Genomic DNA, 18094 nt, shown 5'->3' on the forward strand with positions numbered 1-18094 from the left:
ATCCTCTCCCGTGGGGTGAGGAGCCATGCTACGCGTTCGCAACATGGACAATGCGCAAAGAACATTGCAATTGCCGCTATTTGCACTATACGTTGCCAGGCAATCGTTCTACAGGGCTGTGACCTTGGGAAGGTGCGTTGGCATGACCTTGTTGGCCCGTCTGGACCGGCTCCCACTGAGCCGTCCGCACTATCTCCTTCTGCTCATAGGCGGACTCGGCTACACCTTCGACGGCATGGACTCCGCCGTGGTCGCCTTCCTGCTGCCCAGCGCCCGCGCGGAATGGGGGCTCGACGACGGCCAGCTCGGGCTGATCGGGTCCGCGAGCCCGTTCGGGTTCCTGTTCGGAGCGGCCATCGCGGGCCTGCTCGGCGACCGCATCGGCCGCAAGAAGGTCATGATGTACGCGCTGGCGTTCTACGCGGTCTTCTCCGTGGTCGCCGCGTTCGCCCCCAACTACGAGGCATTCCTGGGCTCCAGGATCCTCGCCGGGGCGGGAGCCGGCGCCGAGAGCGCGATCATCGCGCCGTTCCTGTCGGAGTTCGTCCCGGCCAAGCGGCGCGGCTGGTTCATCGGCGCGCTGGCCGGGTTCTTCTCCTTCGGCTTCGTCATGGCCGCGCTGATCGGCCGCTTCGTGGTCCCCACGATGGACGACGGCTGGCGCGTCGCGCAGCTGATCACCGCGGTGCCGATCGTGATGCTGCTGTGGTGGCGGCGCTCGCTGCCCGAATCGCCGCGCTTCCTGCTCCAGCAGGGCCGCCACGCGGAGGCCGAGGCGGTGGTCGTCGACCTCGAACGCCGCGTCGAGCGAGCCACCGGGCAGGTTCTCCCGCCCGTGCCCGCCACCACCGCCCAGGTCGCGACCGTGACGCCGAAGGTGAACCTGATCAGCGCGCTGCGGTTCCTGTGGAGCCCGGCCATGGCCAAGCGGACCGCCGTCATCTGGCTGATCTGGTTCGTGATCACCTTCTCCTACTACGGGTTCTTCTCCTGGATCCCGACCCTGCTCGTGGGGCGCGGCATCACGGTGACCAAGAGCTTCGAATTCTCGATCATCATCTATCTGGCGCAGATCCCCGGCTACTTCTCCGCCGCCTGGCTCTCGGAGCGGCTGGACCGCAAGAACACCATCGCGCTCTACCTCGCGGGCTCGGCGATCAGCGCGTTCTGGCTGTCCCAGATGGACTCGCCGGTCGCCATCACGATCGCGGGCGCGGTGCTGTCCTTCTTCCTCAACGGGACGTACGCGGGCGTCTACTCCTACACGCCCGAGGTGTTCCCGACCTGGATCCGGGCCACCGGCACCGGCTTGTCCAGCGCGTTCGGCCGCGTCGGCAGCATTCTCGCGCCCACGATCATCGGCCTGTCGGCCGCGAGCCTGGGCTTCGCCGGCGTGTTCGGCCTCACCACGGCCGTGCTGGTGGCCGGGGTGATCTGCGTGATCGTCTTCGGCCTGTCCACGGCCGGACGGTCACTCGAAGACCTGACCGAGCGGGGCGATCCCGCCGACACAGCGGGGGAGATGGCGAAATGACCGACCTGAGGGATGTGGAGGACAAAGTCCGGGAGTCAGTGGGGGTGCGGCTGTTCACGGTCCTGGCCTGGATCCCCGAACGGCAGGCGCTGCGGCGCGTCCACAGCAGCGACCCCGAGCGCTATCCCGTGGGCGGGGAGAAGACCGTCAGGGAAAAGACCGGCGAGGTGGCCCGGGGCTGGCTGGCCCGGTGCATCGAGGCGGGGGAGCCGTACTTCGGCCCGGACCGGGCCGCCGTGCGGGAGGTGTTCGCCGACCACGAGCTGATCGAGAGCCTGGGCTGCGGGGCCATCGTCAACGTGCCCGTGATGGACGGCGACGAGGTGCTCGGGGTGCTGAACATCCTGGACGCCGAGGGCAGCTACGACGAGGAGTCGGTCGCCGTGGCCGCGTCCCTGGCGCCGCTCGCGGTGCCCGCCCTGCGCGCCGCCGTGCATGGAACCGCCGAGTGAGGCTGCAACCGAGAGAATCTGAGAGGTATGAAGTGAGTCTGCTGCTGCGTAACGCCCTCATGCTCGACGTGGTCGCCGGTGACTACGCCGAAGGTGACCTGCGCCTGGAGGAGGGCCGCATCGTCGAGGCGGGCCCGGGACTGGTCGGCACCGCGGGCACGCGGGTGATCGACGTGGCCGGCGGTGTGGTCGTACCCGGGCTGATCGACGCGCACGTGCACGTGACCGCCGCGACCGCCGACCTGGGCGGGCTGCCCGCCATGTCGCCCTCCTACGTCGCCGCGCACAGCGCCCGCCTGATGGGGCAGATGCTCGACCGCGGCTTCACCACGGTCCGGGACGCCTCGGGAGCCGACTACGGGCTGTGCGACGCCCAGGAGGAGGGCCTGATCCGCGGGCCGCGGCTGCTGTTCTGCGGCAAGGGGCTGAGCCAGACCGGCGGCCACGGCGACCAGCGCGGCCGGGGCCAGAACGGGGGCGTCGACCAGTCCTGCTGCGCCGGTCTCGGCCGGGTCGCCGACGGGGTGGACGCCGTGCGCACCGCCGCGCGCGACGAGCTGCGCAAGGGCGCCCACCACATCAAGGTCATGGCCTCCGGCGGTGTCGCCTCGCCCACCGACCGCATCGACTCGACCCAGTACTCCATGGACGAGCTGCGCGCGATCGTCGAGGAGGCCGAGGCCGCCAACCGCTATGTCGCCGCGCACGCCTACACGGCCCGCGCGGTCAACCGCGCCCTGGAGGCGGGGGTGCGCTCGATCGAGCACGGCAACCTGCTCGACGACCACAGCGTGGAGCTGTTCCTGCGGCACGACGCCTACCTGGTGCCCACGCTCGTGACGTACTGGGCGCTCAAGGAGGAGGGCATGGCCTTCGGCCTGCCGGAGTCCAGCTGGCGCAAGGTCGACGAGGTGCTCGGCGCCGGGCTCCGGGCGCTGGAGCGCGCCGCCCGCGCGGGCGTGCGGCTGGCCTACGGCAGCGACCTGCTGGGCGGCATGCACCGGCACCAGAACCACGAGTTCCGGCTGCGTGGCGAGGTGCAGCAGCCGATCGACGTGCTGCGCGCCGCCACGGTCAACGCGGCCGACCTCGTCGGGCTGGCCGGCGAGATCGGCACGCTCGCGGTGGGCGCGCGGGCGGACCTGCTCGTGCTCGACGGCGACCCCCTGCGGGACCTCGGGGTGCTCGCCGAGCCCAAGCACATCCGCCACGTCGTGCAGGGCGGTCAGGTGGTCTCCGGGTGAGCTTGCCTCAGCCCTTGAGCCCGCTGGAGAAGCCCTTGATCACGTAGCGCTGCAGGAGGAGGAAGATCACCACGATCGGCAGCGCCCCGAGCACCAGCCCGGCGAAGACGAGGCCGTGGTCGGAGACGTACTGGCCGACGAAGGCGAAGACGCTCACCGGCACCGTCTCGAACCCCGAGCCGCCCAGGTAGAGCAGGGGAGTGAAGAAGTCGTTCCAGATGAAGACGGCGTTGAGGATCAGCACCGTGCCGGTGATCGGCCGCAGCAGCGGGAAGACGACCCTGGTGAACGCGGTCAGATGCGAGGCGCCGTCGATCTGGGCGGCGCTGGCGTACTCGCGGGGCAGCGCGCGGATGAACCCGGTGTAGAGGAACACCGTGAACGGCAACTGGATCCCCGTGTAGAACAGGATCATTCCCGCGTGCGTGCCGATCAGCCCCAGGTCGGTCACCAGTTGGTAGAGCGGGATCATCCCGAGCTGGAAGGGCAGCACGATGCCCAGCAGGAACAGCACGTACAGCCCGTAGCCCAGGTGGCTCTTGGCCCTGGCCAGATAGTAGGCGGCGAAGGAGCCTAGGGCGATCAGCGCGACCAGGCTGACCGCGGTGATCACGGTGCTGTTCATCAGGGACGGGCCGAGCGCGGCCGCCGACCATGCCTTGGTGAAGTTGTCCGTCGTGGGCGGGGCGGGCAGCGCCAGCGGCGTCTGCGAGATCTGCGCCGGGTCCTTCAGCGACAGGGTGATCAGCGCGTACACCGGGAAGAGGAACGCCACCGCCACCACGATCATGACGAGCTCCAGCAGGAACGTCCGCCTCACTGGGCCACCTCCCGGCCGCGCAGGTAGTAGACCTGCACGAGCGACACCGCGGCCACGAACAGCGCGAGCACCAGGGCGATCGCGGTGCTGTAGCCGAACTTGCCGAACACGAACGCCTGCTTGTACAGCACGGTCGACAGCGTCTCGGTGGCGTAGCCGGGGCCGCCGTTGGTCGCCGCGAAGACCTGGTCGAACAGCTTGAGACCGCCGATCGTGGAGAGCATCAGATTGATCGTCAGAGCCGGGGCGAGCAGCGGCCAGGTGACGTACCGGAAGCGTTGCAGGGTGCTCGCGCCGTCGATCATCGCCGCCTCGTGCAGCTCCTTCGGCACGCCCTCCAGCCCGGCCAGGAAGATGACCATCGAGTAGCCGGCGTACTGCCACACGACCGTGGCCGCGATCGACCATAGCGCGAGCGACGGGTCGCCGAGCCAGTCGATCTTGAGGCCGAGCAGCCCGTTGAGCCCGGCGGACGGGTCGGGGTTGTAGATGTACTTCCACAGGAAGGCCACCATGACGGGGCTGACGACGACCGGCGCGAAGAAGATCACCCGCAGCAACGCCCGGCTCTTCAGCTTGGCGTGCACGCCGAGCGCGAGCAGCAGCCCCACCGCGTTCTGCACGACGACGATCGCCACGGTCAGCAGCAGCGTGTTGCCGATCGAGTCCATCGCCTGGTCGTCGTGCAGGAGCGTCTGGAAGTTCGCCAGCCCGACGAAGGACTTGTCCGCGCCGATGCCGCTCCAGTCGGTGAAGGCGTACAGCATGCCCGCCAGGCTGGGATAGAGCACGACGACGGCGTACACCACCAGGGCGGGCGCCGCGAACAGCCACGAGGGCGAGAGCGCGGCGAACCGCCGCCGCGGCTTGCCGGCCGCGGCGGCGGATCGTCCGACGGGCGTCGCTGTCATGGTCATTTGGCGTAGGCCTCGTCCATCTTCCGTAGCGCGTCGTCAATCTTGATCTTGCCGGCGAGCAGGTCCTGGATCACCGCGAAGTGGACCGGCTGCACCTCGGCGTTGGGCCAGCGCTGGTCCATGAACGGCACGGCCCGGTCCTTGGTGAAGGGCAGGAACGACTGCACGGCGGGGTCGATGGTGGAGGAGGCGTCCTGGGTGAGCGGGATGGCCGCGATCGCCTTGGCCCAGCGGTTGATGTTCTCCTGCTTGCCGAGGAAGTCGATGAACGCCTTGGCCTCGGCCAGGTTCTTGCCCTTGGCCGCGGCACCGAGGCCGACCACCACGCCGGCCGGGATCCACACCTGGTCCGCCACGTCCGCGCCGGGGACCGGGAACATCGACAGGTCGTCGGGGCTGCCCGCCGACTTGCGGAAGTCCGGCAGCACCGCGGAGACCTGGATGGCCATGCCCGCCTTGCCGGTGGCCACCATCGAGATCTGCTGCTCGAAGGTGGTGCCGTTCGGCTTGTCGTTGAAGAAGCCGCGCTTCTGCAGCTCCAGGTACATCTCCATCGCCTCGCGCCAGCCGGACTTGGCGAAGCTGGTCTGCCCCGCCGCCTGCTTGTCGTCGAAGGTGGGGTCCTTGGCGTACACGGTCGAGGGGACGAGGGCGTAGGTGATGAGCTGGGTGACCCACGGCGTCTGCGCGCCCAGGGCGATCGGCGTCTTGCCGGCCTTCTTCAGCTTGTCGCAGACCGCCAGGAACTCCGTCCAGGTGGTCGGCGGCGCGTCCACGCCCGCCTCCTGGAACACCTTCTTGTTGTAGATCGCGCCGATGACCGAGGAACCGGCCGAGTAGATGTAAGTCTTGCCGTCCTTCTGGAAGGCGGGCTTGAAACCGGTCGGGATCGTCTGCGTCCACGACTGGTCGGACAGGTCGGCCAGCAGTCCGGCCCCGGCGATCTGGTCCATCGACATTGCGCTGCCGCTGCCCGGGTAGACCACGTGCACGTCGGGCGCGTTGCCCGCGCCGAGCTGCGTACGCAGCGAGGTCTGCACCTGGTCGGTCGGCGCGAACGAGGTGGCCAGGGTGACGCCCGGCTTGGCCTGCTTGTAGGCCGCCACCAGCTCGTCCATCGGCGCCTTCTGGTCGGCCACGCCGACGAACCGCAGCTCGACGGCGGAGGCCTGCCCCTGGCCGGTGGAGCCGGTGGTCTGGGGCTTGGTCGAACACGCGGTCGCCGCGGCGGCGACCGCGAGACCGCCCATCATGCGGAAGAACTGAACGCGGCTCAGCCTGGCGTCGCGTAGCTCGGTCATAGCACTGTCTCCTCGGTCTGACGGGATTGGGGGGCTCCCGAGGGATGCGAACGTTTTAATGAGTTACATCTAACGTTAAAACGTGTGAAGTTGTGAAGGTGCGAGGAGACTACGAGCCGTTCCGCAGGGGTGTCAAGGGTGCGCGCCGCGCTACGATGCGCTGTCATCACAGCTGCCATCGCGCTGTCATCGTTCTGTCATCTAGACCGGGAGGGCGCGGGTGAAATCACGTCAGCACTCGGACAGGGGAGTCGTCAGGCGCCAGGCGATGGCGGAGCATCTCATGCGGCACGGCTCCGCCTCGGTGAGCGAGCTCGCGGAGGTGTTCCGCGTGAGCGTGATGACCGTCCACCGCGACCTCGACGAGCTCGAGTTCCAGGGCATGGTGCGCAAATACCGCGGCGGCGCGAGCGCGCAGGCGTCGAGCGTCTTCGAGAGCAACATCGCCTACCGGCTGACGGCCCAGACCGAGGAGAAGGAGGCGGTCGCCCGTCACGTGGTGGGGCTGATCGAGCCGGGCAGCTCGGTCATGATCGACGACTCCACGACCGCGCTGGCCGTCGCCCGCCATCTCAACGAGGTGGCCCCCCTGACCGTGGTGACGAACTTCCTCGAGGCCATCAAGCTGCTCGCCCCCGTGCCCGGCATCCGGCTCATGGCGCTGGGCGGCGAATACCATCCGACGCACGACTCGTTCCTGGGCGTCGGATGCGTCGACTCCGTCCAGGCCATGAACACCGACATGGTGATCGTCTCCACCTCGGCCATCTCCGACCGGCACGCCTTCCACCAGGAGCAGGAGATCGTGCTGGTGAAGCGGGCCATGGTGGCCGCGGGGACGCGCTGCGTCCTCGCGGTGGACCACACCAAGCTCGACCGGGTGGCGCTGCACCGGGTGGCGCCGCTGGAGAAGTTCGACGTCATCGTGGTGGACGCGGGCGCGCCGGCCGAGGCCGTCCAGCGACTGCGCGACCGGCGGCACAACGTCGAGATCGCCGGCTAGCGCGCCGCCTCACATTCCGTGGTGTTGTCTCGTCGTACTGGGGAGAACACATGGGACAACGGAAAGTCGGCGACACCATGACCACCCCACCCGAGCCAGGAGGCGGCCGGCTCGATCCGGGCCTGAGCACGATCATGAGCGAGCGGCGCAAGCTGATCAATCTCGCCTACCGCCTCCTGGGCTCCTTGGCCGATGCCGAGGATGTCGTACAGGAGACCTACGCCCGCTGGTACGCCATGACCCAGCCGCAGCAGGACGCCATCGAATCCCCCAGCGGCTGGCTGACGACGGTCGCCAGCCGCATCTGCCTGGACCTGCTCGGCTCGGCACGCGCGAGGCGCGAACGCTACGTGGGCGAATGGATCCCCGAGCCGCTGCCCGACCCCACGGAGTGGATCACCGGGCGGTCGGCCGACCCGGTGGACCGTGTCACCCTCGACGAGTCGATCACCATGGCCTTCCTGGTCGTGCTGGAGTCGATGACCCCGGCCGAGCGCGTCGCGCTCGTCCTGCACGATGTCTTCCGCTACTCCTTCGCTGAGGTGGCCGAGATCGTCGGCCGTACCCCGGCGGCCTGTCGCCAGCTGGCCACTTCGGCCCGCCGCCGCATCGGCGCCGCGCAGACTCCCTCGACTCCGGCGGCCCAGCGGGCCGGCATCGTCAGGGACTTCAAGCAGGCCTGGGAAGCCAAGGACATCGACGCCCTCATCGGCCTGCTCGACCCCGACGCCACGGCGATCGCCGACGGCGGCGGCCTCGTCAGCGCCAGGCTCCACCCGATCGAGGGCAGCGAGCAGGTGGCGCGCTACTGCGTCGAAATCGCCGACCTGGCACCCGGTCTGACGCTTCTGGAGCGTACGGTCAACGGTCAGCCCGGTCTGGTGCTTCAGCTGGACGACGTCACCGTGGCGGTAATGGCGTTCGAGGTCGCGGGTGACCGGATCAAGCACATGTGGGGAGTGCGGAACCCTGAGAAGCTCCGGCCCTGGACGACAGGCTGACGCGTTCTTGTCGTGTCCTGGGGCGCCGCAGCCAGTGCGGCGCCCCCTTCCGGCCAAACGGTCAGGCCGGCTCGAACCCCGGCGCGAACGCGATATCCGCCCCCGTCGCAATGGAAAGGTCGTGCGTTTCCAGTCCGTAGGCCATCGTATTCGTCGAACCAACGCACAAAGTTGCCGCGGACCTGATCGGATCCCGCGGACTGGAGCGGCGGCACGACATCGTAATAAACAATGTCAGAAGAGTAATGTGACATGAGGCGGTCAATGTCCTTTGTCTGGCAGGCATCGACTCAACTCTCCAAGAGCGCCCTAATCTCGGACTCGTTCGAAGTCATCGCATCCTCCGTTCATCAATCCCATGCCGGATCAGGCGGCGCGGCCGGCCTTGAGTGAGGCCGCGGTGTCGACGACGCGGCGGGCCTGGAAGCGAGCCGCCTGCAAGATCACCTCACTGGGCGGGCCATCGCCGCCCACATGGGAGGTGCCATAGGGATTGCCCGACTGGAACTGGATGGGGTCGGCGTAGCCGGGGGGCACGATGATGCCGCCCCAGTGATAGAAGGTGTTCCCCAGCGCCAGGAGGGTGGATTCCTGACCGCCGTGGGCGGTGTTGGAAGCGGTGAAAGCCGAGTACACCTTGTCCACGAGCTTGCCCTGAAACCACAGGGGACCGGTGGTGTCGATGAACTGCCTGAGCTGGCTGGCCGGGTTGCCGAAGCGGCTGGGGGTGCCGAACAGCACCGCGTCGGCCCACTCCAGATCGTCGTGGCCGGCCTCGGTGACGTCGGCGGTGTCCTGGCGGTGCTGGACCCAGAGCGGATTGGCGCTGATCGCCTCCGGCGGGGCCGTTTCGGCGACCCTGCGCAGCCGTACGTGGGCGCCGGCCTTCTCCGCGCCCTCGGCGACGGCTTGCGCCAGAGCGTGCACGGTGCCTGTGGCGCTGTAGTAAATGATCGCGACCTTGACGGGTTCCATGGTCGGTTCACTCCTTCGGGTTCGGTTCATGGATAGGACGGTTCATGGATAGGACGACGTAGCCTCGCGCGATGTGAGGTGACAGCCGACGCGCCGCCGGACCTGACGATCGGAGTCAAATCCCGGGTCGGTTATCTGGCGGCCGGTGCGAGCACCGATGGCCAATTCGGTCTCTACCGCTGGGACATGGCCGCGATCCCGAACGGTCCCGGCGCCCACTTTCACCGGACCTTTTCCGAGTCGTTCTTCGTCCTGGAGGGGACGGTCTCGCTGTACGACGGCGAGCGATGGCTGGACGCGACACCGGCACTGACGAGGAATGGACTGAGCTTTATGCCGCGCACGACCAATACGCCGTACCGTGAACCACGCGCGGCTCTGGCGGCTGCCTCCTGAGGCGGCCGCAGCGGCATCGCCTGGACATTTAGCCTGTCTGGGTGGAACCAGTTGTCCTGGATGAGCTTGATCGAGCGATCGTTCACGCGCTGCACGTCGATGGACGTGCGGCGTTCAGGCAGATCGCGGCCGTGCTGGAGGTGTCGGATCAGACGGTGGCCCGACGGTATCGGCGGCTCCGTTCGGCCGGTGCGTTGCGGGTGGTGGGGCAGCCGGTGGCGCAGCGGCTGGGCTGGGTGGAGTGGGTATTGCGGATCCAGGCTCTACCGGAGGCTGCCACGGCGATCGCCGATGCGCTGGCGCGCAGGGACGACACCTCATGGGTGAGCCTGACCTCGGGCGGCACGCAGATCGTCTGTGTCGTCCAGGCGCGGGATCGGCGGCGACGAGACGCTCTGCTCCTCGGACAGCTGCCACGTACGCCGCAGGTCACCGGGGTCAGTGCCCATTGCGTGTTGCGGGTGTTCGCCGGCGGTCCGACCGGGTGGCACGGACGGGCCGACGCGCTCACCTCCGGGCAGATCGCGGCGCTGGTACCCGGACCAGGCGACTTGTCCGGGAAGGCCGTCGTGTCGGGCGAGGAGGACGAGCAACTGCTTGCGGTGCTCGCCCAGGACGGGCGGGCGGGATATGCCGAGCTGGCCAAGGCGATCGGGGCCTCGGAGATGACGGCCCGGCGCAGGCTGGAGTACCTGCGCCGGGCCGGGGCGGTCTTCTTCGACGTGGACATCGACCCGTTGCTTCTGGGATACGACACGATCGCGATGCTGTGGCTGACCGTTGAGCCATCCGCGCTACGGCAGACGGCCGAGGCGGTGGCCGGGCACCCCGAGGTCGCCTTCGTGGCGGCGACCACCGGCACGACGAACCTGCTGGTATTCGCGGCCTGCCGGGATGTGCCCGCTCTCTACGAGTACCTGGAGACCGGGATCGGCACCCTGCCGGGCGTCCGGCAGTTGGAGAGCGCGCCGATCATCCGCAGCAGCAAACGGGTCGGTGCGACTATGCGAAGTGATGCACGAACGAGCCCTGGTCGTAGCGACGCCAGCCGGGTGACTCGCGGTGGATGAAGGCGATCCAGGGCCGCTGGACCTGCTTGACCAGGCGTTCCAGGTCGGCCAGGTCGGCCCCGGCCAGCATCGGCGCGTGTCGCCACGCCCGCAGGCCGCCGAACACGAACGGCAACTCGACGCAGTGGCAGGCCCCGAGCGCGCTACCGGCGGGAGACCAGTCGAACTGGTAGGCGTGGGCGGTGGTCATGGCCGCCGCCAGTTCCAGGCTGCCGTGGCGGAACAGCCGATCGGTCTCCTCTTCCGCCGGGCCGGGGAAGAACGCCCTGGCCTCATCCCGGGTGGTTCCGATCAATGTGGGGATGTCCCGGGGAGCGGCGGTCAGCGCCGGGTCCTCGACCAGTTGGAAGGGCGGAGTGACCTCACCCGGCCTGGCGGTGCGCCGGGCGACCTCGCTCTGGGCGGCCAGGATCGACGCGGTCGGCGCCGTCATGACATCGGCGCCCAGCACCTCGAGGAAGAGATCGGCGATGGACGTGGCCTGTTCGAGGTCGTAGGGGCGTACACCCGCGGGCAGACTCTGCAGGATGACCCGCTGAAACAGCTCGCCGCAGTCCGGATGGCGCAGCATGGCCAGCGCCGACATCGCACCGGCGGACTGGCCGGCCAGCGTCACGCGGTCCGGATCTCCGCCGAAGCGAGCGACGTTCCGCCGCACCCACCGCAGCGCCAGCATCTGGTCGAGCAGGCCGAGGTTGGCCTGACCGCCGGGCCGGTACAGGTATCCCAGAGCGCCCAGCCGATAGGTGACCGTGATCACCACCATCTCGCCGCGCCGGGCCAGCAGCGCACCGTCGTACCACGCCTCGCCGCCCGAGCCGCTGGTGAACCCGCCGCCATGCAGCCACACCAGGACGGGAAGCCCGCTGCCGCCCGGAGCCCAGACGTTCAACGACAGGCAGTCCTCGTCCTGCTCGAGCCCGCTGCCGGGGCCCATGACGTGCGCCAGGCGGGAGGCCGGCTGCGGCGCGGCCCGCCCAGGCAGCAGAGCCTCAGGCACGTCACCAAGGTCCGGTGCGGCCTGTGGCGCCGACAGCCGGTCGGCCCTGCCGTACCGGATGCCGGCGAACGCGCCGGTGAGGATCATGGCCGCACCTCACGGAAGGCTAGCGTGGCGGTGAGGCTCATGACGGCACCTCACGGAAGGCTAGCGTGGCGGTGAGGCTCATGACCGCACCTCGCGGAAGGCTAGCGCGGCGCCGCGTGCCTGGGCCGCGCCGACGAAGAACCCGCCGCCCGGCAGGTCCCGCGTGGCGAAGCCGTTGCCCTCCACCAGTGTGCGGGCGGCGGCGAGATCGGCGACCGCCACCGTCTGTCCGGCCATGTACGGCAGGGCCGGAACGCCCTCGCCGGGCAGCACCTCGGCGAAGCCGGAGACCGGGACGATCTCCATCTGCCCGAGCGCGAGCCGCAGCACCTGGCGCGGCCCGTCGGCGACCGGCGTCACATCCAGGATGCGGGCATACCGTTGCACGGTGGCGGCCAGGTCACTGTCGTCCACCACCAGCAGGACGCTCTCCAGATGGGTGGCTCCGTTGGCGTGGCGCAGGTAGCGGGACTGGTGGATGAGTTCGGGCGTCAGATGGCAGGCGGCGTGGACCAGCCCCTCGGGCGTGAGCGCCCTCTCCAGGTGGATGGCCTGGAATCGTGCCGTCGCGGTGCCGTCCGGGGTCTCCACCTCGCGCTGCAGGGGCAGGACACCCGAGGAGGAAAGCCCGGCCGCGCGCAGCCGCTCTTCGGTCACGGCCGCGTCGGCGCAGCCGAACGAGTTGCCGTGCAGGCCCTCGTACTGAGCGATCAGCGAGCGGATGTTCCACGGATCGATGCCTCCGTCGCCGAACAGGCCGAGTAGTTCCAGGTAGTTGCCGCCGAACAGGGCGCACCGGTTACCGGCGCCCATGGGCTCGCGCTCGCCGCCGGGACGATGGGAACCCATGTGCATCGACAGCGGGCTCAGGGTGAAGCCCAATGCCTCGTAGGTGGCGGCGGTGGCGTCCATGTCCGTGGTGTACAGGACCGAGTGATCGATCCGGTCAATGTCTGTCATGAGCCGAGACTGCACACCATCTGGCCTCGTACCCCAGTCACCCGACTTCATGTGATGAATCTCGACACGAGAAGCTCTCCCATGAGAGAAACACTCCATCTCCCTCGCCTGCCGACGGCGAAGAGGCCGTCGGGTGACCGTGGCTCTGGTCAGCGGAGGCCGTGCCGGTCCGCCCAGGCCGAGATGGCCGTGCCGATCAGGACGGGGTGGTCCTCCGGGGTGTGGTGGCCGGCGACCTCCTCGGAGTGTTCGATCTCCAGGGCGGCCATGTTGGCCGCGCACCACGCGATCATGTCCTCGTGCATCATCGCTCCCGGCCCGGGTGCGAACGTGAGCAGCAGCTTGGGCACGTCCGTACTGGCCGCCAGCCACCGGTCGTACGCCTCGACCCTGGCCACGACGTCGGCGGGCTCGCCGCCCAGCGGCATCGCGCGCGGCCACTGCAGGAGCGGCCGCCTGCTCTCGCGTGTCGGGTACGGCTTGCCGTAGACGTCGAGGTCTCCCTGGGAGATCGGTGTGGCGACGGTGCCCGGCAATCCCTGCTCGAGGAAGGCGTTGTCGTCCAGGATCATCGCCTCGCCGACGCCCTCGGTCTTGATCGCCCGGAACAGCTCGCGGCCGCCCTCGGGGAACTCCTCCCAGGTCATCGGCTTGACGATGGTCTCGGTGAACGCGATGCCGCGCACCCGCCCCGGGTGCCGCGTGGCCCAGTCGAAGGCCAGGGCGCCACCCCAGTCATGCCCGACCAGCACCACGTCCTGGAGGTCCAGCGCGTCGAACCAGGCGTCCAGGTAACGGGCGTGATCGGCGAAGGTGTAGTCGATATCGGGTTTGCCCGACTCACCCATGCCGATCAGGTCGGGGGCCAGGAGCCGACCGGGTCCCACGGCCGGCATGACCTCTCGCCACAGGTGGGACGAGGTCGGGTTGCCGTGCAGGAAGACGATCGGCGCCCCGGTGCCGGACTCGCGGTAGTGCAGGGTCGAGTCGAGAACGCGGTGAAAAGCCATGATTCTGTCCTTAGCCAAGGTTGAGTTGGGTGATGCGATCGACCGCGATCTCGATGACCACGCGGCCAGGTGGATGGGGTGGCGGGGCTCCGTATCGCTCGGCATAGCGCCTGACGCCCTCGGACACCCGATGGGGTACGTCGTGCACAGTGGCGAGGCCCTCGAGCGTCACCCACCGGAACCCCACCGCCTGGCAGAGCGCCACACGGCCGCCCTGCCCGGCGAGGTTTCTGGCTTTCCGGGTGCTGCCGACGGTCAGGACTCGGGCCAGCCCCGCCGCCTCGTCCCAGGTGAAGCGCACCGCGACCACATGCGGCGAGCCGTCGGGACGCAGGGTGGTCAGGGTGGCGACGTGCGGCTCGGCGAGGAAACCCGCGACGCCCACCGGAAGGCGGCGAGCCGTATCTCCCGGAAGGTGAGGAGCGCCTGCCGGCAGGCGAGTGGCACCTGCCGGTAGGTTCGGAAGGCCGGGGGTCGGGCTCATCGGAAGGCGGGGAGGTTGCGCGCGGCCCAGTCGGCGAAGGTACGCGGCGCGCGGCCGAGCACGCGCTCGACGTCGGGGCTGACGGTCTGCTCGGCCGCGGTCGGCTGGCCCAGGATGGCGAGCGTGCCCTCGACGACGGGCTCGGGCATCACCTGGAGCATCTGCGCGCGTGCCTCCTCGCGGGTCTGCTCCACGAACCGCACCGGCTCGCCGAGCGCCGCGCCGAGCGCCGCCGCCCGCTCGCGCGGGGTGACCAGCGCGGGTCCGGTCAGCTCATAGGTACGGCCGGAGTGCCCGGACTCCCGCAGGACCGCGGCCGCGACCGCTGCGATGTCGGCCGGGTCGATGGTCGGCAGCCCGACGTCCCCGAAGGGCGCGGCGGCGGTGCGCCGCGTCCGGACGGACTCGGCCCAGGCGTAGGCGTTGGAGTCGAAGCCGCCGGGCCGCAGGATCGTGAAGTCCAGCCCCGACTCGCGCACCGCCTGCTCGAACAGGGCCGGGTGCCGGTAGACCTCGGGACGGGTGCCCGCTCCTTGCGAGGAGAGCAGGACGACCCGCTTGACGTCCGCGGCCTCCTTCAGGATCCCGTGCGGGTCGTCTCCGGCCACGAGGAGGAAGAGCGCGTCGGCGCCTTCCAGCGCGGAGCGGAGGCTCGTGGGGTCGTTCAGGTCGGCCCGGATGTGCCGTACACCCTCGGCGAACTGGGCGGACTGGCGGGACACGGCCGTGACCTGCTCGCCCGCGGCGGCGAGGACGCTGACGAGTTCGCGTCCGACGTTACCCGTGGCGCCCGTGACAACGATCATGATGTAGTCCTTAGTTAGTTGGCTGACTGAGAAAAACCCTAGTGCGTCCGCAGAGTGCTTGTCCATAGTTAGTTGGATAACTGACTCAGATACGCCCGGACGGTCCCCGTCGGCACCACTGTTACGATTCAGCCCGGAGCCGTACTGGAGGGGTCGGATGGCAGCCAGGCAGCGCCGGATCACCTCGATCGATGTGGCCAGGGAAGCCGGGGTCTCGCAGACCACGGTCAGCTATGTGCTCAACAACGTGCCGCACCAGAAGATCTCCGAGGAGACCCGGAGCCGGATCTTCGCGGCGGTCGACAAACTCGGCTACGCCCCCTCCGCCGCCGCGCGCACCCTGCGCCGGGGCCGCAGCGACCTCGTGCTGATCGTGCTGTCCGACGTGCCGCTCGGCGCCACGCTCGCCCAGCTCGTCGAGCACCTCACCGACGACCTCGAACGACACGGCCTGACCGCGATCACCCGGCGCGAACGCCGCCTGCCCGTGACGGCGCTCGCCCGCGAGCTGGAGCCGACCGCCATCGTCGCGTTCACCGCCATCTCCCCCGAAGACCGGGCGAGCCTGCGGGCGGCCGGCATCAAGGTGGTCAGCACCCGGCTCGACGGCGGCGGCGAGAACGTCCTGACGCTGCCGCAGACCGAGATCGGCCGCCTTCAGGCCGGACATATCGCCGCCACCGGCCGCCGCCGCATCGGCTACGCGGCGCCGGACGATCCACGCGTCCGCGACTTCTACCACCTGCGTCTCGGCGGCGTCCGCCAAGCCTGCGCCGAGCTGGGGCTGGAGCCGCCGGACGTACGCGATGTGCCGCTCGACACGGCCACGGCCGCGGAGGTGGCGCGCGGCTGGCACGAGGCGGGCGTCGACGGCGTCTGCGCCTACAACGACGAGACCGCGTTCGCGCTGTTGGCCGGGATGCGGGCGGCGGGCCTGGCCGCCCCCGGCGACCTCGCGGTGATCGGCGTGGACGACATCCCGCTCGCGCCCTTCGCCGTGCCGCCCCTGACCACGGTCGACCAGCACACTCAGACGGTGGCCGAGCACCTGACGGAGATGATCCTGCGGGCTGACGGCGCGCGCTCCCCGCAGTCCCCCCGGACGGAGACCGCGAGCCTGGTGATCCGCGAGTCCGCCTGACTCGGGGTCCGAGAGAGAGCGGCCGGCTCCTCGCGTCGTAGCGCGTAGACGCGAAAACGCGTTGCCGTAAATCCCCGCGAAACGTATGGTTTTGCGCTCGTGGTCACTGTGGTGGAGAGGGTCCTGCCTGCCCGGCTGGGGACAGGGTTTCGGTGGTTGCTGGCCTCGAGCTGGCTGACGAATCTCGGTGACGGGGTCGCGGCGGCCGCGGGCCCGCTGCTGATCGCGACGTTGACTCGCGACCCGCTGCTGATCTCGCTGTCGGCCCTGGTGGGCTGGGCGCCGCCGTTGCTGTTCGGCCTGTACGCGGGCGTGCTGTCGGATCGGCGCGACCGGCGCAGGATCGTGCTCGTCGCGAACGCGGTACGGGTCATGGTGCTAACGGTGCTGGTCGCGCTCCTGGTGACCGGCACCGTGACCGTGGCGACGGCACTGGCGGCGCTCACGCTCCGATCCATCGCCGAGGTGTTCGCCGACAACGCGACGGCCACGCTGACGCCCATGATGGTCGGCAAGGACGATCTCGTCATCGCCAACGCCCGCCTGGGCACGGGGTTCATCACGCTCAATCAGCTCGCCGGGCCGCCGATCGGCGCGGCGCTGTTCGGCCTGGGCTTCACCTGGCCATTCGCGAGCCAGCTGCTCCTGGTGATGGCGGGGATCGTCCTGGTCTCGCGGATCACCTTGCCGCCGCACGGCCGACAGGCCGACGGCCCCAAGCCCGATACCGTACGGGAACTCATCGCCGGGTTCACCTGGACCATGCGGCACGCGCCGGTCCGCACGCTGGCGCTCACCATCCTGATCTTCAACTTCACGTTCGGCGCGGCCTGGTCGGTTCTCGTCCTCTACACCCAGGAACAGCTCGGTCTGGGCGCGATGGGGTTCGGCCTGATGACCACCGTCGGCGCTATCGGCGGCCTGATCGGCACCGGCCTGTACGGGACCATCACCCGTAGAGTGAGTCTCGGCGCCCTGATGCGGATCGGACTCATCATCGAGACCCTCACCCACCTGGGCCTGGCCCTGACCCATTCACCGTGGGTAGCCGGAGCCATCTTCCTGGCCTTCGGCGCGCACGCCTTCATCTGGGGCACGACCTCGACCACCGTCCGCCAGCGCGCGGTCCCGCACGAACTCCAGGGCCGGGTGGGCAGCGTCTACACCATCTGCGTCTACGCCGGTCTGGTGGTCGGCACGTTGATCGGCGGTGTCCTGGCCACCCGCTTCGGTGTCGCGGCGCCCTTCTGGTTCGCCTTCGCCGGCTCGGCGGTGTTCGTCGTGCTGCTGTGGCGGCAGCTCATGCACATCGCCCACGACGACTGAGTAGGCTGGCCGCTGCTTGCCGACCAGTGAAGGAGACGCTGATGACCGCCGACCCGACGATGGCCCGGATCGGCCAGGGGGTGGAGTTACATCACCACCGAGGTCAGCCTGACGCCGCTCGCGAGCTGTTCGCGCAGATCTGGGATGACATCGGTGGTGAGCAAGGCGATCCGCTGCATGTCTGCGTTCTCGCCCACTCGATGGCCGATGTGCAGGACGACGTGCGCCAGGAGCTGATGTGGGATCTGCGGGCGCTCGCCGCCGCCGATCGGGTCACCGATGAGCAGGTGGCGCAGGTCGGGGTGGCGCTTCCGGTGGCGGGCCTGTATCCGTCGTTGCACCTGAACTTGAGTGAGTGCTATCGCAAGCTGGGCGATCTCGCTCGCGCCCGTGAGCACCTCCAGCAGGCCCGAGCCGGGATCGGAGTGCTTGGCGACGACGACTATGGGCGGCTCATCAAGGACGGCCTGGAGCGGGTGGCCGAACAGCTGGATGACGCCACCTGACCGCGCGCGCTGCGCCCCATACCACGGCGTTATGGGCAAATTGGGAGGTATCACTTAGGTC

Annotated in this window: 19 protein-coding genes; 10 read left to right on the forward strand and 9 right to left on the reverse strand. The window is 69.3% G+C overall.

The features are described from left to right. The first annotated feature begins 142 nt into the window (after window positions 1–142). Genes ACIBO2_RS28125 through ACIBO2_RS28135 form a run of 3 tightly spaced genes read left to right on the forward strand, consistent with a single transcriptional unit; the run spans window position 143 to window position 3230 of the window. Complete coding sequence (locus ACIBO2_RS28125; protein ID WP_358553574.1) at window positions 143–1534, forward strand: MFS transporter; 1392 nt, start codon at window positions 143–145, stop codon at window positions 1532–1534. After that, window positions 1531–1986 (forward strand): GAF domain-containing protein, encoded by a 456-nt coding sequence (locus ACIBO2_RS28130; protein ID WP_358553576.1) that lies wholly within the window; start codon window positions 1531–1533, stop codon window positions 1984–1986. Before ACIBO2_RS28125 ends, ACIBO2_RS28130 begins: the two co-directional genes overlap by 4 nt. A 59-nt stretch (window positions 1987–2045) precedes the next feature. Next, window positions 2046–3230, forward strand: coding sequence for an amidohydrolase family protein (locus ACIBO2_RS28135; protein ID WP_397300824.1), 1185 nt, complete (start codon window positions 2046–2048; stop codon window positions 3228–3230). A gap of 7 nt (window positions 3231–3237) precedes the next feature. Here the strand turns inward: ACIBO2_RS28135 and ACIBO2_RS28140 are convergent, their stop codons facing one another. From ACIBO2_RS28140 to ACIBO2_RS28150, 3 genes are read right to left on the reverse strand one after another with little or no spacing between them, the layout of a single operon-like run. Further along, window positions 3238–4050: a carbohydrate ABC transporter permease gene (locus ACIBO2_RS28140; protein WP_225294860.1), complete on the reverse strand. Its 813-nt coding sequence runs from the start codon at window positions 4048–4050 to the stop codon at window positions 3238–3240. Further along, a complete protein-coding gene (locus tag ACIBO2_RS28145) occupies window positions 4047–4961 on the reverse strand; it encodes a carbohydrate ABC transporter permease (RefSeq protein ID WP_397300573.1) in 915 nt (304 codons plus the stop codon). The genes ACIBO2_RS28140 and ACIBO2_RS28145 overlap by 4 nt, the downstream gene beginning before the upstream one ends. A gap of 2 nt (window positions 4962–4963) precedes the next feature. After that, window positions 4964–6268: an extracellular solute-binding protein gene (locus ACIBO2_RS28150; protein WP_358432439.1), complete on the reverse strand. Its 1305-nt coding sequence runs from the start codon at window positions 6266–6268 to the stop codon at window positions 4964–4966. A 268-nt stretch (window positions 6269–6536) separates the two neighbouring features. Between ACIBO2_RS28150 and ACIBO2_RS28155 the strand changes: the two genes are divergently transcribed. Together ACIBO2_RS28155 and sigJ are read left to right on the forward strand one after the other, a co-directional pair. After that, window positions 6537–7271 (forward strand): DeoR/GlpR family DNA-binding transcription regulator, encoded by a 735-nt coding sequence (locus ACIBO2_RS28155; RefSeq protein WP_358553582.1) that lies wholly within the window; start codon window positions 6537–6539, stop codon window positions 7269–7271. Window positions 7272–7321: 50 nt separating this feature from the next. Then, window positions 7322–8272, forward strand: coding sequence for an RNA polymerase sigma factor SigJ (gene sigJ, locus ACIBO2_RS28160; RefSeq protein WP_358553584.1), 951 nt, complete (start codon window positions 7322–7324; stop codon window positions 8270–8272). A gap of 366 nt (window positions 8273–8638) precedes the next feature. Here the strand turns inward: sigJ and wrbA are convergent, their stop codons facing one another. Beyond that, window positions 8639–9247: an NAD(P)H:quinone oxidoreductase gene (gene wrbA / locus ACIBO2_RS28165; RefSeq protein WP_358553586.1), complete on the reverse strand. Its 609-nt coding sequence runs from the start codon at window positions 9245–9247 to the stop codon at window positions 8639–8641. 78 nt (window positions 9248–9325) lie between these two features. On the opposite strand from wrbA, the gene ACIBO2_RS28170 reads away from it, so the two are divergent. Then, window positions 9326–9643 (forward strand): hypothetical protein, encoded by a 318-nt coding sequence (locus tag ACIBO2_RS28170; protein ID WP_358553588.1) that lies wholly within the window; start codon window positions 9326–9328, stop codon window positions 9641–9643. A 41-nt stretch (window positions 9644–9684) separates the two neighbouring features. Continuing rightward, window positions 9685–10713, forward strand: coding sequence for an AsnC family transcriptional regulator (locus ACIBO2_RS28175; RefSeq protein WP_358553590.1), 1029 nt, complete (start codon window positions 9685–9687; stop codon window positions 10711–10713). Here ACIBO2_RS28175 and ACIBO2_RS28180 read toward each other — a convergent pair. The 5 genes from ACIBO2_RS28180 to ACIBO2_RS28200 all read right to left on the reverse strand — a co-directional run bounded on the left by ACIBO2_RS28180 (window position 10646) and on the right by ACIBO2_RS28200 (window position 15060). Further along, window positions 10646–11800 (reverse strand): carboxylesterase family protein, encoded by a 1155-nt coding sequence (locus tag ACIBO2_RS28180; protein ID WP_397300579.1) that lies wholly within the window; start codon window positions 11798–11800, stop codon window positions 10646–10648. The two genes, ACIBO2_RS28175 and ACIBO2_RS28180, sit on opposite strands and share 68 nt — an antisense overlap. Window positions 11801–11878: 78 nt before the next feature. Next, on the reverse strand, window positions 11879–12760 hold the full coding sequence (locus tag ACIBO2_RS28185) for a VOC family protein (RefSeq protein ID WP_397300581.1): 882 nt from the start codon (window positions 12758–12760) through the stop codon (window positions 11879–11881). Window positions 12761–12909: 149 nt separating this feature from the next. Beyond that, a complete protein-coding gene (locus tag ACIBO2_RS28190) occupies window positions 12910–13770 on the reverse strand; it encodes a haloalkane dehalogenase (protein ID WP_358553596.1) in 861 nt (286 codons plus the stop codon). Between the two features lie 10 nt (window positions 13771–13780). Continuing rightward, a complete protein-coding gene (locus ACIBO2_RS28195) occupies window positions 13781–14155 on the reverse strand; it encodes a TIGR03618 family F420-dependent PPOX class oxidoreductase (RefSeq protein WP_358553598.1) in 375 nt (124 codons plus the stop codon). A 95-nt stretch (window positions 14156–14250) separates the two neighbouring features. Further along, the gene (locus ACIBO2_RS28200) at window positions 14251–15060 is read right to left on the reverse strand and encodes an NAD(P)H-binding protein (protein WP_358553600.1); all 810 of its coding nucleotides are present in this window, start codon (window positions 15058–15060) and stop codon (window positions 14251–14253) included. A 157-nt stretch (window positions 15061–15217) separates the two neighbouring features. Here ACIBO2_RS28200 and ACIBO2_RS28205 point away from each other — a divergent pair, with 157 nt between their 5' ends. The 3 genes from ACIBO2_RS28205 (at window position 15218) to ACIBO2_RS28215 (ending at window position 18033) form a co-directional block, all read left to right on the forward strand. Continuing rightward, window positions 15218–16201 carry a LacI family DNA-binding transcriptional regulator gene (locus tag ACIBO2_RS28205; protein WP_358553602.1) on the forward strand — a complete coding sequence of 328 codons (984 nt, stop codon included), beginning with the start codon at window positions 15218–15220 and terminating at the stop codon, window positions 16199–16201. Window positions 16202–16357: 156 nt separating this feature from the next. Continuing rightward, window positions 16358–17527, forward strand: a complete 1170-nt coding sequence (locus ACIBO2_RS28210; RefSeq protein WP_358553604.1) for an MFS transporter — start codon at window positions 16358–16360, stop codon at window positions 17525–17527. Between the two features lie 41 nt (window positions 17528–17568). Then, on the forward strand, window positions 17569–18033 hold the full coding sequence (locus tag ACIBO2_RS28215) for a hypothetical protein (RefSeq protein WP_358553606.1): 465 nt from the start codon (window positions 17569–17571) through the stop codon (window positions 18031–18033). Window positions 18034–18094: the final 61 nt, after the last annotated feature.

The organism is Nonomuraea sp. NPDC050022, assembly GCF_044460705.1.
GTDB lineage: Bacteria > Actinomycetota > Actinomycetes > Streptosporangiales > Streptosporangiaceae > Nonomuraea.

Bases quoted from the DNA above. Each gene is read 5' to 3' on its own strand.
- ACIBO2_RS28125 (WP_358553574.1), top strand. From the start codon at position 143: ATGACCTTGTTGGCCCGTCTGGACCGGCTCCCACTGAGCCGTCCGCAC.
- ACIBO2_RS28130 (WP_358553576.1), top strand. From the start codon at position 1,531: ATGACCGACCTGAGGGATGTGGAGGACAAAGTCCGGGAGTCAGTGGGG.
- ACIBO2_RS28135 (WP_397300824.1), top strand. From the start codon at position 2,046: ATGCTCGACGTGGTCGCCGGTGACTACGCCGAAGGTGACCTGCGCCTG.
- ACIBO2_RS28145 (WP_397300573.1), bottom strand. From the start codon at position 4,961: ATGACAGCGACGCCCGTCGGACGATCCGCCGCCGCGGCCGGCAAGCCG.
- ACIBO2_RS28150 (WP_358432439.1), bottom strand. From the start codon at position 6,268: ATGACCGAGCTACGCGACGCCAGGCTGAGCCGCGTTCAGTTCTTCCGC.
- ACIBO2_RS28155 (WP_358553582.1), top strand. From the start codon at position 6,537: ATGGCGGAGCATCTCATGCGGCACGGCTCCGCCTCGGTGAGCGAGCTC.
- sigJ (WP_358553584.1), top strand. From the start codon at position 7,322: ATGGGACAACGGAAAGTCGGCGACACCATGACCACCCCACCCGAGCCA.
- wrbA (WP_358553586.1), bottom strand. From the start codon at position 9,247: ATGGAACCCGTCAAGGTCGCGATCATTTACTACAGCGCCACAGGCACC.
- ACIBO2_RS28180 (WP_397300579.1), bottom strand. From the start codon at position 11,800: ATGATCCTCACCGGCGCGTTCGCCGGCATCCGGTACGGCAGGGCCGAC.
- ACIBO2_RS28185 (WP_397300581.1), bottom strand. From the start codon at position 12,760: ATGACAGACATTGACCGGATCGATCACTCGGTCCTGTACACCACGGAC.
- ACIBO2_RS28190 (WP_358553596.1), bottom strand. From the start codon at position 13,770: ATGGCTTTTCACCGCGTTCTCGACTCGACCCTGCACTACCGCGAGTCC.
- ACIBO2_RS28200 (WP_358553600.1), bottom strand. From the start codon at position 15,060: ATGATCGTTGTCACGGGCGCCACGGGTAACGTCGGACGCGAACTCGTC.
- ACIBO2_RS28205 (WP_358553602.1), top strand. From the start codon at position 15,218: ATGGCAGCCAGGCAGCGCCGGATCACCTCGATCGATGTGGCCAGGGAA.
- ACIBO2_RS28215 (WP_358553606.1), top strand. From the start codon at position 17,569: ATGACCGCCGACCCGACGATGGCCCGGATCGGCCAGGGGGTGGAGTTA.